At 32.4% G+C, this 13,943-nt stretch carries 13 protein-coding genes; 7 read left to right on the top strand and 6 right to left on the bottom strand.

Annotated elements, in window-relative coordinates; translation table 11 throughout:
- Positions 1-211 (bottom strand): helix-turn-helix domain-containing protein (locus BUB47_RS07470; protein ID WP_143270624.1); only part of this gene is annotated, 211 nt, incomplete at its 3' end.
- 401 nt (positions 212-612) lie between these two features.
- Here BUB47_RS07470 and BUB47_RS07465 point away from each other — a divergent pair.
- From BUB47_RS07465 to BUB47_RS07455, 3 genes are all read left to right on the top strand, one after another.
- Complete coding sequence (locus tag BUB47_RS07465; RefSeq protein WP_073185104.1) at positions 613-2,355, top strand: thiamine pyrophosphate-binding protein; 1,743 nt, start codon at positions 613-615, stop codon at positions 2,353-2,355.
- A gap of 197 nt (positions 2,356-2,552) precedes the next feature.
- On the top strand, positions 2,553-2,810 hold the full coding sequence (locus tag BUB47_RS07460) for a hypothetical protein (RefSeq protein WP_073185103.1): 258 nt from the start codon (positions 2,553-2,555) through the stop codon (positions 2,808-2,810).
- A gap of 157 nt (positions 2,811-2,967) precedes the next feature.
- Positions 2,968-4,011 (top strand): alpha/beta fold hydrolase, encoded by a 1,044-nt coding sequence (locus BUB47_RS07455; protein ID WP_073185102.1) that lies wholly within the window; start codon positions 2,968-2,970, stop codon positions 4,009-4,011.
- Between the two features lie 137 nt (positions 4,012-4,148).
- Here BUB47_RS07455 and BUB47_RS07450 read toward each other — a convergent pair whose 3' ends face one another.
- Together BUB47_RS07450 and BUB47_RS07445 are read right to left on the bottom strand one after the other, a co-directional pair.
- Positions 4,149-4,748 carry a PepSY domain-containing protein gene (locus BUB47_RS07450; protein WP_073185101.1) on the bottom strand — a complete coding sequence of 200 codons (600 nt, stop codon included), beginning with the start codon at positions 4,746-4,748 and terminating at the stop codon, positions 4,149-4,151.
- A 264-nt stretch (positions 4,749-5,012) separates the two neighbouring features.
- A complete protein-coding gene (locus tag BUB47_RS07445; protein WP_073185100.1) occupies positions 5,013-6,308 on the bottom strand; it encodes an S-layer homology domain-containing protein in 1,296 nt (431 codons plus the stop codon).
- Positions 6,309-6,413: 105 nt separating this feature from the next.
- Between BUB47_RS07445 and BUB47_RS07440 the strand changes: the two genes are divergently transcribed.
- The 4 genes from BUB47_RS07440 (at position 6,414) to BUB47_RS07430 (ending at position 9,583) form a co-directional block, all read left to right on the top strand.
- The gene (locus BUB47_RS07440; RefSeq protein WP_200779497.1) at positions 6,414-7,409 is read left to right on the top strand and encodes an MBL fold metallo-hydrolase; all 996 of its coding nucleotides are present in this window, start codon (positions 6,414-6,416) and stop codon (positions 7,407-7,409) included.
- Positions 7,410-7,480: 71 nt separating this feature from the next.
- Positions 7,481-8,452 (top strand): phosphate acetyltransferase, encoded by a 972-nt coding sequence (gene pta / locus BUB47_RS07435; protein ID WP_073185099.1) that lies wholly within the window; start codon positions 7,481-7,483, stop codon positions 8,450-8,452.
- 116 nt (positions 8,453-8,568) lie between these two features.
- Positions 8,569-8,712, top strand: a complete 144-nt coding sequence (locus BUB47_RS10010; RefSeq protein ID WP_159430542.1) for a hypothetical protein — start codon at positions 8,569-8,571, stop codon at positions 8,710-8,712.
- Between the two features lie 100 nt (positions 8,713-8,812).
- Positions 8,813-9,583 (top strand): SDR family oxidoreductase, encoded by a 771-nt coding sequence (locus BUB47_RS07430; RefSeq protein ID WP_073185098.1) that lies wholly within the window; start codon positions 8,813-8,815, stop codon positions 9,581-9,583.
- Positions 9,584-9,639: 56 nt separating this feature from the next.
- On the opposite strand, the gene BUB47_RS07425 is transcribed toward BUB47_RS07430, so the two are convergent.
- The 3 genes from BUB47_RS07425 to BUB47_RS07415 all read right to left on the bottom strand — a co-directional run bounded on the left by BUB47_RS07425 (position 9,640) and on the right by BUB47_RS07415 (position 13,881).
- Positions 9,640-10,590, bottom strand: a complete 951-nt coding sequence (locus BUB47_RS07425) for a 2-hydroxyacid dehydrogenase family protein (RefSeq protein WP_073185097.1) — start codon at positions 10,588-10,590, stop codon at positions 9,640-9,642.
- Between the two features lie 185 nt (positions 10,591-10,775).
- Positions 10,776-13,559, bottom strand: a complete 2,784-nt coding sequence (locus BUB47_RS07420) for a M14 family zinc carboxypeptidase (protein ID WP_073185096.1) — start codon at positions 13,557-13,559, stop codon at positions 10,776-10,778.
- A 127-nt stretch (positions 13,560-13,686) separates the two neighbouring features.
- A complete protein-coding gene (locus tag BUB47_RS07415; protein WP_073185095.1) occupies positions 13,687-13,881 on the bottom strand; it encodes a hypothetical protein in 195 nt (64 codons plus the stop codon).
- Positions 13,882-13,943: the final 62 nt, after the last annotated feature.

Below are 13,943 nucleotides of genomic sequence, written 5' to 3'. Positions count from 1 at the left end.
TTTTAGACTTTCTACCCTTTTTCATAGAAAGTTCTTGGTAGTACTTTTGAGAATCTACTGCTGAATATTCGGCTTTACACCTTTTAAGTTCTCGACTAATTGTTGAATGATGAAACCCTAATATATTGGCAATTTTTCTAGCAGAATATCCTTCTTTATTCAACACTTCTATTTTATTTCTATCATCCATGGTAAGATATTTATGACTCATAACAGATTCCTTTCGTGATTGTTTTTTGTGGTAATTAACATTTTACACGAAATACAAATTTGTTATGAGTTTTTATTTTAGGTGTCGAATTTAATTTTACAATCTATCTAATAAAAAACTTCATAATTACATCCTCCGATCAAAAAAATTATAACATAAATTTATCCTACTTTATACCCGTTGACATATTGTTAAAATATAGCTGTTATGCATATAAAATAAGTAACCTGTACAAGCTAATATTTTATTTAGAAATAAGAATACTATATTTCACCCAACCGGAACTTTAAATAATTTTATTTTATTATAACCTTAATAGTATCTTAGTTACATAATATCTGTATTCCCTTAATGCTACTTAATTATGGTATACTTATTTCATATGAAAGGGAGGAATGTTTATGAAAATGACTGCTGGAAATTCTCTTGTTAAGGTATTGGAATCTTGGAACGTAAAGCATATTTATGGAATTGTTGGAAGTTCTGTAAATGGCTTAATGGAAGCTCTATATGAAGAGCGTGAGTCAATAAATTATATTCAAGTTCGTCATGAGGCGGCCGGTGCAATGGCAGCTGTTGGACACGCAAAGACAACTGGTGAAATAGGTGTGTGTTTTGGATCAGCTGCTCCAGGTGGAACAAATTTATTTAATGGTCTCTATGATGCAAAAATGGACAGAGTTCCAATGTTGGCAATCGTTGGACAAACAGCTTCGGGAAATATTAACACTAACTTTTTTCAAGAGATGGATGAAATTCCAATTTATTCTGATGTAAGTGTATTTAATAAAATGGTTACTACTTCTAAACAAATTCCTCACGTAATTGATGAGGCTATTAGAACTGCATATGCACAAAATGGAGTATCTGTTGTGATTATTCCAAATAACCTGGCAGAAGAGGAAATTAACTTTACTTTGGGAAGAGAAAAAAAGATTCCTCCGGTAAAAAGGCACTTTCCAATTGACGAAGATGATGTAGAAAGTGTACTTTCAATGATTAGGGAATCAAAGCGACCGGTTTTCTATGGAGGTTTGGGATTAAAGGGCGCCAGAGATGTTGTGGAGAAGTTTTCAGAACAGTTTTCAATGCCAATTGTAACTAGTGCAATTTCCATAGGTGTTGCAGCATCAAGTAATCATAAAAATTTTATGGGTGCTTTTGGTAGACTTGGTACAAAATCTGCCTATGATGTTATTCAAGATGCTGATTTAATTTTATTTGTAGGTAGTAATCACCCCTTTGTAAGAGCGTGGCCAACTGAGGCTAAAATAATTCAAATAAATAATCGTATAGAGGATATTGCAAAACAATCTCCTGTAGAAATGGGAATTGTAGCTGATGGTGAAGAATTTATTACCAGATTAATTGAAAGTGGAATAAAGCGAGATGAAACTGACTTTTTAAAGGCGGCGCGTATTTCAAAGGCAAATTGGGACAGGTATTTAAATGAAGTTGCCACAGATGAGTCTAAGGGACTATCTGCTGAGGCAGTTATTAAAACAATTGGAGATTATTCAACTACAGATGCCTACTATGGTCTTGATGTTGGAAATAATACAATGTACTCCGTTCGAATGTTGCCTTTAAATCAAAAGCGACAATATTCAGTAAGTGGTATTTTTGCAACACTAGGTGTTGGATTGCCCTATAGTATTTCTGCAAAATTAGCCAGTCCAAAACGACAAGTTTGGAGTATTTCAGGTGATGGCGGCGTAGCTATGAACATTCAAGAAATCATTACTCAAAGTCGCTATGAACTTCCAATTATAAATGTAATACTTAGTAATCAAACTTACGGATTTATTAAACACGCTCAATTAAACAGCGAGTTTTTATATGGAGTGGACATTACAGATGTTGACTGGGCAATGACTACTAAGGGAATGGGAGCAATAAGTTTTAGAGTGGAGACAATTGATGAACTTTACTCTTGCATGGAAGAAATAAAAACTTTACAAAGCAAAGGAAATAAAAAACCTATAGTAATTGATGCTAGGGTTTATTATTCAGATCCTGTGGATACTAGTTTAGTAATGTTAGATCCTAAAAAATTTAGCAGAGAAGAAATAGAAAAATATAAAGAGAGATATGAATTTTACAATCAACCTTCTCTATCTGAAATAATTGAAACATTAAAATAGAATAGTTTTTTGAAAAAAATAATTTGCAGTATTGGCAGTGTCTTAGATGCTGGCTTTTTTGTTGAAGTTTTCTCTAAATTACTTTAAACACAGCATTAAAACAGTGATTATCTGGGCTTTAAATATACACTATGGTATAATCAAGTAAAATAGATTTAATCTATATATTAAAATGAATATATAAGGGAGGGATATTTGTGAAATTAAAAATAACAGGTCTATTACTAGCTGCAATATTAATACTTCCAAGCAGTGCAATTGCTCATGGAAGAGGCAGACATCACTCGCAAAATAAAGGTAGATATCAAAACACTCAAAACTGTCAAATAAATCACAGACACAACAAAAAAACTGGTGAATGTAATTATGGAGAGTACTGTCTAAACAATCATAAGTACAACAAAAAAACTAAAGTATGTAATTATGGCGAAGATTGTCCATATTGTGTTAATTAAATAGCAATTGGTTTTAAATAAAAAGAAGTAGTGGAAACTACTTCTTTTTGCGTTAAAGATAATCAGTAACAACTAAAATAATTCTACATAATTATTTTAGTTTTAAATCATAGAAAAATAGGTTATAGTTTAACTAAAATACTTAGGAGATTCTAAAATGATTTTATTTACATTAATTGTGTTGTTTTTTATTGTTTGGGGAGTAGGAAGATTTATTAATTCACAAAAATTTAAAATTCGTTCAGAAAACGGAATTCAAAAAACGCATTACATAACTATTGGCGGAATAGAGCAGTATGTTCAAATTCGTGGGCAAGATATTTTAAATCCGATTATTATTGTGATTCATGGAGGTCCGGGAAATAATATGGCATATTACTCATATTATTGGCAGGCAAATTTAGAAGAAAAATATACATTGGTTCACTGGGATCAAAGAGGTTGTGGAAATACTTATTATCGCAATCCGAAAGCTGAGAACCCCACTCTTGATTTGCTATTATCTGATTTAGATGAGTTAGTAAATTATATTTGTAGTGAGTATGGCAAGGAAAAAGTTGTTATTATGGGGCATTCATGGGGAACATTTCTAGGGGGAGTATACGTAGGAAAACATCCTGAGAAAGTGCTGGCTTATGTAGGCGTTGGACAGTTTAACGATATTTGGACAAGTGAAGAATTTGCCACAGAAGAGGCGATTCGCTTGGCTAATTTAGGAAGTAAAACAAGCGACGCAGAGAAAATTAAAGAGCAGTTTCAACTTGTAAAATCAAGTCAAAAAATAGACATGAAAGAATTTATGAAGTTGCGGCAGCTTACCGGCAAATATCTGCCAAATGGCGAGAATACAGGACTTGTTGTAAGGCTTTTTTCTCCTTATATGACTTTTAATGACTTAAGATGGTTTTTTTCTCCTTTATTTAATTTCAATAAATTTATTGAGACTCAGAGGAAACTTTACGATATACTCTATTCAGAAAGTGGGTTATCAATGTATAATCATACTAAATATGAAGTACCGGTTATAATTATTGCAGGTGATTGCGATTGGATAACGCCTTATAGTATGGCTCAGAAATTATTTGACAGTATTTCAGAACCCAGGAAAGAATTTATTACAATTGAAAAGGGTGGACATATTCCTTTTAAACCGGGAGTGTTTACAGACAAGTTATCAAATGCTTTAAACACTGTGTTATAGAGATATCAGCTAGACTTATATGATATGATTTAATTTGTGGTGTACAAGATTTAATATAGATATTTTATATTTAATAGACAATTATATTTACAAAAAAAGAGGAGGTGCAATTAAGCACTTCCTCTTTAAAATTTAAATTAATCGTCAATTCCAACTACTTCTCCTGTAGTTGCATTGACAATAACGTCAAAGTCACGGTTATTGTCAATAAGTGTGACTTCGTATTTTAACATTCCATCATCTTTGTCAAGTGTCCACTTGTGAAGTGTGCCCGGGTGTTTTTCTATAGCTGCATTTATAGCTACATCTTCTGAAACTGCATCAGTGAGGTTAAACACTTGGTTTTGTTCTTCAAACAAGTCGTCTTTTTCAATAGGCACTGTTTTATCTCTTAAAATTTTTCCGGTGTATGCGTCAATTTCCATTTCACATTCCATTTCGCCATCAATACCTTCTACTTCATAGTGGTATTGGTTTTTAAAAAAGTCAATTCCAATTTTCGTTAATTGGGCATTTGGAAATTTTTCTGAAAATGTCTCAAGTGCTTTAGCCGGTGTAACAGTAAATTCACCTGAATTTACTTCAGCTTGGGTGCCGGTGTTAGCTTCGGGTTTATTAGTAGTTGCTACATTTGGTGTGCTTGTATTGTCAACTGTAGGTGGTGTCTCTTTTTTTCCACATCCGGTAAGTAAGGTAAAACAAAGTGCTACTGAAGCAATTGCGTATAATTTTTTCATAATATCACCTCTTTTAGTTTATACCCAAATAATAGCAGATGACTTAGTTTAAAGGGTGATGAAATTCTAAAAACTGTGTGGAAATTATTACTAAAAAAATAAGAAATGGTTAAAAATTTATTAAGAATAAACTTTACCATTTCTTATTGAAATTTAAATACATATTTAATTTGTTGATTTGTTGATTATAAAATCTATGACGGAATCAGTCGTTCATGACCTAATCCAATTTACTTCGTAAATTGAGTTAGGTCTCAAAGATTTCTATAAATTATTAAAACTTACTTCTATATGTGTATCTTCTGTTATTATAAATCTAAATTCATCGTCAATTACATTTTTGGCAACTGAGTTAACTAAAAATTTGTCTATTTCCATTCCATTGGGAACTAAAACTCTCACTGTAACTCTTTCATTTTTCTTAAAAGAGTATCCACTTAAAGATTCAAGTCCTGATGATAAATTGAGATGTAGTGTTTCAGTGTCAGCTTTTTTTAATGTAAGCTCTATGACTTTATCTTCATTTTCAACAGTTATGTGAGTTTCAGTGTCAGATTTTTCAGCTGAGGTAACTTTCATTAAATATCTTCCAGGTTTAATTTCACTGCTATTTTTAAAGGGCTCTTCGTTTATAAATATATTTACCGGAATTTCACTTCCGCTTTCATCTCTTCCAATGACAGTTAATTTTGGACTTCCAACTTGAAATACCAAGTCTTTTTTTGCAGCTTCAATATTTGATATAGCTTCCTCTATTTCCGATTTAACATTGCTGTTAAGAGCTGCATCACCTTTAAATAGTTGAAGTGTCATATTTGAAGCGGAATCTTTAGTGTATTGCATTAAGTTAATCTGTCTGGACTCTTCAATTAAGTTTTTTAACTTGTCTTTAAGTTCACTTAAATTGTCAGTTGAGGAGTTAATAATTTCAGATGCATCGGTATTTTCAACTACTGGTTTTAAGTTTATATCTCTGCCATATTTTTCAATGCACATTGTAATTATTTTTGAAAATTCAGATCTACTTACTTCATTGTCGCCTTTAAATTTATAGTCATCATAGCCTGTAATTATTCCGTCTTTTAATAAAGCGCCTACAGTGTTTTTTTCTTCTTGGTTAAAGCTGTTTAAATCATTAAAATACATGTAGTCCTTAGAGTCATCTTTAAAGTTATACAACTTATTTATTATTTGCATTAGCTCAACTCTCTTTACAGACGAGTTGGAAAACGAGTTTGAAGTTGTATCTATATATTTATACTTACTTGCTATTTGAACATCTCTATAGTACCAATTAGAAGAATTTACATCAGTAAATGAAATATCTTCTGTTTCCCTTAAGTCAAAAATTCTGTTTACAACAGCACAAACTTCTGCTTTTGATATTGTGTTGTCAGGTTTAAAGCTGTTGTCGGAATATCCCACTATATAATTATTGTCAATTAAATAAGATATGTATTTTTCTGCCCAATGGTTTTTTACATCCGAAAAAGATTCTTTTGCATACACACTAGAGCTATTTAAAAGGAGTATGGCTAAAATAATAATTTTTTTCTTCATAAGTCTCACTTCCTAATTTATATAATAACCTTTCTAATCAAATAAATCAATTTAAGGTTTAGCATTTAGGCTAATGAGGTAAGATATAGAAAGGAGGGTTTAAAGATGAACAATATAGTTGAAGTATATAAAAATATTTACAAAGTAGAGATACCACTTAAGGGAAACCCCTTAAAGTATATAAATGTATATGTAATTAAATCGGAAGACGAGAGTTTAATCATAGACACCGGATTTAATACAGATGAGATTTTAGAGTTAACTAAGGAGTATATGAATGAACTAAATATAATTCCAAGTAAAAGTCACTTATATTTAACTCACTTGCACTCTGACCATACAGGACTTATTAATTATTTTGACAAGCTTGGTGTTGAAATTTACATGCCAGATGTTGACGCAAAACTTTTAAAGTTATTTAGAGAAAGACATGGGGAACACTGGACCAATATTGAAAAGTATGCTCATATGCAAGGGCTTGATGAGGATGAGTTAAAAATAGAAGACCACCCGGGATATAAATTTAGACCTAGGGAAGATTTTAACTATACTTCTAAAAATCCGGGAGACATGATAAATATAGGAGATTTTGAATTTGAGGTAATAGATTTAAGTGGACATACACCTGGAATGGCAGGGCTATACGACAGAGAAAAAGACCTGTTATTTTGTGGAGACCACATTTTAGGAGAAATAACTCCCAATATACAATTTTGGGGATTTGACGTTGGTGACAGCCTTGGAACTTATTTTAAAAATTTAGAAAAAGTAAGAGATTTAAATATAAAACACCTTTACGGATCCCATAGAACACTGATTAAAGATGTAAATGCAAGAGTAGATGAGCTTTTAAATCACCACAAGGATAGACTTAGTGAGACAGTAGATGCTTTAAAGAGAGGGGCAACTACTGTTAGAGACGTTACAAAACAAATGCACTGGGATATTTCTGCAAAGAACTGGGACGAATTTCCAAAGAGTCAAAAGTGGTTTGCTGCGGGAGAGGCTCATGCTCATTTAGAGCATTTGAGAAGTTTGGGAATATGCGACTACGAAGTTGAAAATGGGATTTTACACTATAAACTTATAAATAAAGCTTAAACTACTTTTAATTATACTTTATTTTGTTATATAATGGATAAAGCGAAATTAAAAGCAGTTGGAGGTAAATTATGAATTTAATAGAAAGTTTAACAGAAAAAGTAAAAAAACAAATGCCCACTATAGTTTTTCCTGAAGCAGAAGACAGGAGAATATTAGAAGCAGCTGTAAAATTAAACAGCGAAGGTACTTTAAAGCCGTTGTTAATTGGAGATTTAAGTAGAGTAAAGGCAGCAGCAAAGGAATATGGATTGGATATTTCAGAACTTGAAGTTATAAATCCAAATGGATACGAAGAATTTGACATGCTTGTTGAAAAATTTGTAGAGAGACGTAAGGGCAAGGTAGATGAAGAATCTGCAAGAAAAATATTGTTAGATGAAAACTACTTTGGAACTATGTTAGTTTACACTGGGAAAGCTCACGGAATGGTGTCCGGTGCTGTTCATACTACAGGTGAAACAGTAAGACCTGCACTTCAAATTATAAAGACCAGAGAGGGATTTAGCAGAACAAGCGGTGTATTTGTAATGTTAAAGAGAGATGAAATGTATATAATGGCAGACTGTGCTATAAATATAGATCCTGACTCAGATGCGCTTGCAGAAATTGCAGTGCTAAGTGAAGAGACAGCGAGAACATTCGGAATGGATCCAAAAGTGGCAATGCTTTCATTTTCAACAAAGGGTTCAGCTTCTCATGAACTAGTAGATAAAGTTAGAATTGCAACTGAAAAGGCCAAGGCAGCAAATCCAAATATGAAAATAGATGGAGAACTTCAATTTGATGCTGCTTTTGTAAGTGAAGTAGCTAAGAAAAAAGCACCAGACTCAGAAGTTGCCGGTTCAGCAAATGTATTTATATTTCCAAGTCTTGAAGCCGGAAATATTGGATATAAATTAGTTCAATACTTTGGAGATTTTAAAGCTGTTGGACCAATCCTTCAAGGACTGAACAAACCGGTAAACGATCTATCAAGGGGAAGTTCTGCTGAAGAAGTTCATGACCTTGCTATAATAACTGCAGCACAGGCAATTTCATAATAGTATAATTAGAAATTATATAGTATTTCTTTGTCACCTGATAAAGATAAAGAGCTTAAATTTAGACCACAGAAGAGGTGTGAATTTAAGCTCTTTTTAAAATAAGAAAGTTTTTTATGTCAAGAGTATTAGTTTTATTGGAGAATGATTATTTTGAAGAGCCGAACTCTATGAGGATAGGATATAGAGGCGACACTGATGAACTAATAGGTGAATTGGAAAAGCTTAGCAAGTATATGGCTAAACTTAAAAAAAATTAAACTATTGTAAAATTATTTTATTTTTTGTTTTTTTCAATTGAAGTGGGTATACATTAGTGGAGTAAAGCATAATTTTAATAAATATTTGGAGGATAGATACATGAAAAATTATTTTGATTTAACTGGAAGAGTTGCAATGGTAACAGGTGCGTCAAGTGGACTGGGAGTTCAATTTGCAAATGCACTTGGAAATCAAGGTGCAAAACTTGCTCTTGTTGCAAGAAGAAAAGAAAAGCTGGAAGAAGTAAAAAAAGATTTGGAATCGAAGGGATACGAAGTATTTTATCAAGTATGTGATGTAACGAACAGTGAAAGTGTAATAGGAGCTGTTAAAAATATAGAAGAACACTATGGCAAAATTGACATATTAGTAAACAATGCAGGTCTTGGAATAGGTGAACCTGCAGACACAATGAGTGATGAAACTTGGGATAGAATGATGAGAACTAATATTGACGGAGTTTTCAAAGTTGCCAGAGAAGTTGGAAAGATAATGAAGAAAAATAAATACGGAAGAGTTATAAACTTAGGATCAATACACTCAAGAGTTGCAATGCCACATGCTGATACAATGACTGCCTATGCAACTACAAAGGGAGCAGTGTTAATGATGACAAAGGCCCTTGCAAATGAGTGGGCAAAATATGGAATAACAGTTAACTCCGTAGGTCCTGCATACTTTGAGTCAGAAATGACACATGACGTATTGGCAAATGAAGAATTTAATACAGTACTACAAACTTATTGCCCTATGGGTAGAGCCGGTAAAAGTGGAGAACTAGACAGTGCAATTATATACTTTGCATCTGAAGCTTCATCTTATACTACAGGACAACTGCTAAATGTTGATGGCGGTTGGACTGCTATATAATATAAGTAAATCTGAAAAAAGTACTTAGGATTTTATGCCTAAGTACTTTTTTTAATCTAATTTACTTTATTTCTTGGAATTTTATTTTCACTGTAGTCTAAGAGATTGTTGGCAACAGCCACTCCCATTTCTTCTCTTGCTTCAAAAGTTGCATTTCCAATGTGAGGTTCCAACACAACATTGTCAAGTTCAATAAGTTCTTTTGAAAATTTGGGTTCAAACTCATATACGTCAAGAGCTGCGCCTCTTATCTTATGTTCTTTAAGTGCCTTAATTAAAGCTTTTTCTTCAACGAGAGGACCTCTAGCTGTATTTATTAAAAATGCACTTTCTTTCATCATGTCAAATTCATCATTTGAAATTAAGTGTTTTAATTCAGGGGCAAAAGCTGAGTGAAGAGATATAAAGTCAGAATTTTTAATTACATCTTTAATATCTGCATATTTTGCACCTAATTTTTCAATATCTTCTTTTCTGTTGCGTGAATAGTAAATTACATTCATTTCAAAGGCAATTGCTCTTTTTGCAACGTTTTTCCCAATATTTCCCATTCCGATAATTCCAAGAGTCTTTCCCCTTAGTTCACTTCCAAGGTAAAAAGTCGGTCTCCATCCATAAAACTTTTCACGGCGCATAAACTTGTCTCCGTTAATTAAATTTCTGGATAGGGCAAGGATTAAACTAAAAGCCAGCTCTGCCGTGGAAACTGCTGATGAAGGAGCAGGGGCATTTGTGACTATTATTCCATTGTCTCTTGCAGTGTTTATATCTATATTGTCAAAACCTGCGCCGTAGTTACAAATCAACTTTAAATTTTTAGAAGAGTTAATAACTTCTGCGTCAATCTTGTCTGAAAGAGGACATACTAGTGCTTCAGCATCGGCAAGACCCTTTATAATTTCTTCCTTTGACAGTGGAATTAAACTGTCATTATAGTTTAATTCAAATTTTCCCTCTAACAACTTTAAAACTTTATCTGGAATTGTACTGGTTATAAATACTTTCATTTTTATCACTCCTATTTTATATGTAACAACTTAAAATACATAATAATATTATATAGCATTTTAGAATAACTTTTAAGCTTTATTAAAAAGAAGTGAATTATTAGAAAAATTAAATTATTAAAATTTACTATGAATTATAAAAACAAGTGCCCTTAAATTTAAGAGCACTTGTTAAAATTATAAGTTTATATTCCATTACCTGTGGTAAATGACCCACTATTTATAGTGTATATTGCATTTGAAAGTTGTCTAAACAGGTGAGTTGTATGAGCCTTATTAGTTATGTCACTTGCAAAGAACACAAAGTTTGAGTTGTTGTAAGTATCTGAAAAACCTAAAATTTGTCCCTTTACAAAGTCATGACTTGGCCACCAACCTTGGATGTAGAAATCATCATCACTTGAAACTCTTGCAAATATTTTTGCCTCAGGTCTGGTTTCAGTTATTACAGTTCCACTTGCAATATATGATAAGTCATCCTCATTATATACTCCTGTAATTGGAGATGAAGTGTCATATTTTGCTTTTAGAAGTCCTTCGTTTGAATTACCTTCTTCATTCATCTTTGTCTTTAGGGGATATAGTCCACTTTCTTCAGCACTTGAAATAGCTTGTCCGCCTATTCCAATATAGTTTTTACCTGTAAGAGATTTTGCATCAAGTGTACCTGAAGAATCTACAACTACATCTGCCAATCCAATATCTGTAACTAAATTAAAGCCCAAGTCTTTTAATACAAATCTTGTTGAATCAGTTAGTGAAGAGTAATTTGAGCCAGAAGGTGGAAGGTATATGTTTGATTTTTTAACTTCCTTAGATTCTATTTTCTCCTCAAGTGGCAATACAGATAAGTAGTAATTTGATGAAATAGCTTTTAAATCTTTAGTATTTACTATAAAGTTTCCTGCATTTATTTTGTCACTTGGTTTTGCAACTATTGACACTGGTAAATTTTTATTTAACAAATTGTTTACAGCTTTAATTGCATCAGTGCTGTTGTTTTCTACAATAGTTTTTTCTGTACTGTGATTTATAGTTGTAGCAGGTTTTGAAATTTTAGATTTAACTTCTTGAAGTTTGCTATCAAATAGTCCGCTACTTCTAACTTCAATACTGTCAAAACCTCTCATTGCAGGGAAGTTTAAAACTACTTCTGCATACATTGCATCCCACTGCGATTCATCAGTTCCGGTAAATAGAGCTGCATTTAAGAGAGATTTTTTAGCTTGATTAAGTGGCATTACTATAGATCCGGTAGGATAATTAACTCCTTTGTATTCCACAGGTTGTGTGGAAGTGTAAACTTTTACATTATTTCTAATGAAGTATTCCACCATGTTGTAAACTTCCAGTGGATTTTTTTGATTTGCCTTGTCAAGAGGCAAAATGTAGTAGTCAGGGAAGAAGTTTTCATTTTCTCCTCTAGGTCTACCTATTTGATTTCCGCTTGGGTCAATGTGCCAAGTGTCTACATTTTTATTGTCTTCATTGTCTATGCCACGTTGGTTTATCAACAGTTGATTTTTGTATATTTCATTTTTGTTTTGAGATATATAGTCTATTGCACCAATTATAGTGTGTTCATGTGCAATCATACTCTGTTCATTTTGTTCAGGAATTTCAACAGTATGGCCAAGGGCACCGTGAATTAGTGAAAAGACTCCCGTATATCCTAAAAAGTCATCATCCCAGCCTGATTCATAGTCAAACATAGGAATTATATAGCTATCGTATTTTGTATTTGCGATTGCAATATCTCCCATATGTCTTGCATTTTCAATTGCTCCAGGGGCACCCAGTGTATCTCCCGATTTAGAATCTCTAGGGCCACCCATTAGCAAGTCGTATTCAAAGTTCGGCTCGTGTGGAGGGGTACAAGGTTCAATTAAAAATTCTTCAACAAAACCATGTAGGTCCAAAAATGCAACGGGATTATATTTTGCAAGAGTTTCTGCAAGAGCTTTGGTCTCTGGTTGAGTTTGGTACACATTATCTCTATTTATATCCAGTTTATTTGCATTTTCTCTGGTGTTGTGTTCTTTACCATCAGGATTTTGAGTAATGTCAAATAGAAGTATAAAATTGTCTAGAATATCATCTACTTTTAAACTGGAAGTATTTCCGGCCTTATCTGTGTTAAATGTAATTTCTTCGTCTAATGCCAACTTATATAACAGTGACATTTGAGAGTCAACACCAGGTGATTCATCAGGGTGTATATTGTTTATAAATATTGGGATTTGATATTCGCCAATAGTTTCACTGTCGATTTTTTCAATAACTGTGGAAGGTGTTTCAAGTGCAGTTGGCAAAGTGTTGTTTAGGTAGTTATCTACAGCTTCCCTATTTTTTGCCACTATTACAAAGTGAAGGTCCCTTCCCTCAACACTTTTTCCTATGGATTGATATTCAAAATATCTATTGTTGTTTTTATTTCCAATATCTATAACTTTATCTAAGGCTGGTTTAATTTCTTCATATTTGTGAAAGCCAACATAGTTGTTAATTTTTAAATTTACACTAAGTGTATCTTCTGATTTTGTATCAGTTACTTTTAGTGGGTATGTACCTAGTAATTCTTCGAAAGTCCATCTAGGATAGGGTCTGTTTTCAGTATTTTCAATTCCATATGGGAGTTTATTTTCCAGTGTTGCAGAAACTGTTCCACTTTCCACCTTTACATCTTTAATTTCAATCCACGGATCAAGTTCATATTTTCCGGTTTCTTCGTTAAAGGATTTCCACTCTTTAATATCTTTATCTCCAAGAGTCCAAACTAAGTTTTCGGGATTTACATCGTAATCAAAAGTGGCGGTGATTTTAACTGTACCTTCCTTTGTAAGTTGAATTTCACTTTGAGACAGGGTCATACTTTCTGCATAGGCAGTATTTGAAAGTGGTCCCAAAAAAGAAATTAACATTGAAAGAGCTAGTAGGCAAGATATAATTTTCTTATTATATTTTTTCATAAGTTCCTCCTAATTTAATTGTGAATAAAAAAATCGACTAAATATTAATTTATAGTCTCCATCTTCTTTTACTGTTTTGTGTTGTGAGTTTTAAATTCACCTCCTATTTGAATTTTAGTCAGCACTTCTATGAAGTTGTCTCTTCCTGAATTTTCACTACTTCACTTAATACTACAATATCTAAAACTTTAAATTTTTGGTATGTTAAAAAGCTATTTAGAGAATGTGAATTTTTAAAGTCTTTGAAGAACAGATTATAAACTACTTCTTTATCATCTATGTATGTAAGTTTGTAGATTAAATTTTCAGGTGAATTTTTCACAGATATTAATACCTCCTTTACCATTAATTACCCAAAGGAGAAATATTTTAATTAAAAATGTA

The sequence above is a fragment of the Anaerosphaera aminiphila DSM 21120 genome (assembly GCF_900129925.1).
GTDB classification, from domain to species: domain Bacteria; phylum Bacillota; class Clostridia; order Tissierellales; family Peptoniphilaceae; genus Anaerosphaera; species Anaerosphaera aminiphila.
The sequence above is the reverse complement of the archived record's forward strand: the minus strand, read 5'-3'. Positions and strand labels throughout refer to the sequence as shown.

What these genes read in the sequence shown, in the direction of transcription:
- BUB47_RS07465 (WP_073185104.1), top strand. Translation starts at nt 613, where the DNA reads ATGAAAATGACTGCTGGAAATTCTCTTGTTAAGGTATTGGAATCTTGG.
- BUB47_RS07455 (WP_073185102.1), top strand. Translation starts at nt 2,968, where the DNA reads ATGATTTTATTTACATTAATTGTGTTGTTTTTTATTGTTTGGGGAGTA.
- BUB47_RS07450 (WP_073185101.1), bottom strand. Translation starts at nt 4,748, where the DNA reads ATGAAAAAATTATACGCAATTGCTTCAGTAGCACTTTGTTTTACCTTA.
- BUB47_RS07445 (WP_073185100.1), bottom strand. Translation starts at nt 6,308, where the DNA reads ATGAAGAAAAAAATTATTATTTTAGCCATACTCCTTTTAAATAGCTCT.
- BUB47_RS07440 (WP_200779497.1), top strand. Translation starts at nt 6,414, where the DNA reads ATGAACAATATAGTTGAAGTATATAAAAATATTTACAAAGTAGAGATA.
- pta (WP_073185099.1), top strand. Translation starts at nt 7,481, where the DNA reads ATGAATTTAATAGAAAGTTTAACAGAAAAAGTAAAAAAACAAATGCCC.
- BUB47_RS10010 (WP_159430542.1), top strand. Translation starts at nt 8,569, where the DNA reads ATGTCAAGAGTATTAGTTTTATTGGAGAATGATTATTTTGAAGAGCCG.
- BUB47_RS07430 (WP_073185098.1), top strand. Translation starts at nt 8,813, where the DNA reads ATGAAAAATTATTTTGATTTAACTGGAAGAGTTGCAATGGTAACAGGT.
- BUB47_RS07425 (WP_073185097.1), bottom strand. Translation starts at nt 10,590, where the DNA reads ATGAAAGTATTTATAACCAGTACAATTCCAGATAAAGTTTTAAAGTTG.
- BUB47_RS07420 (WP_073185096.1), bottom strand. Translation starts at nt 13,559, where the DNA reads ATGAAAAAATATAATAAGAAAATTATATCTTGCCTACTAGCTCTTTCA.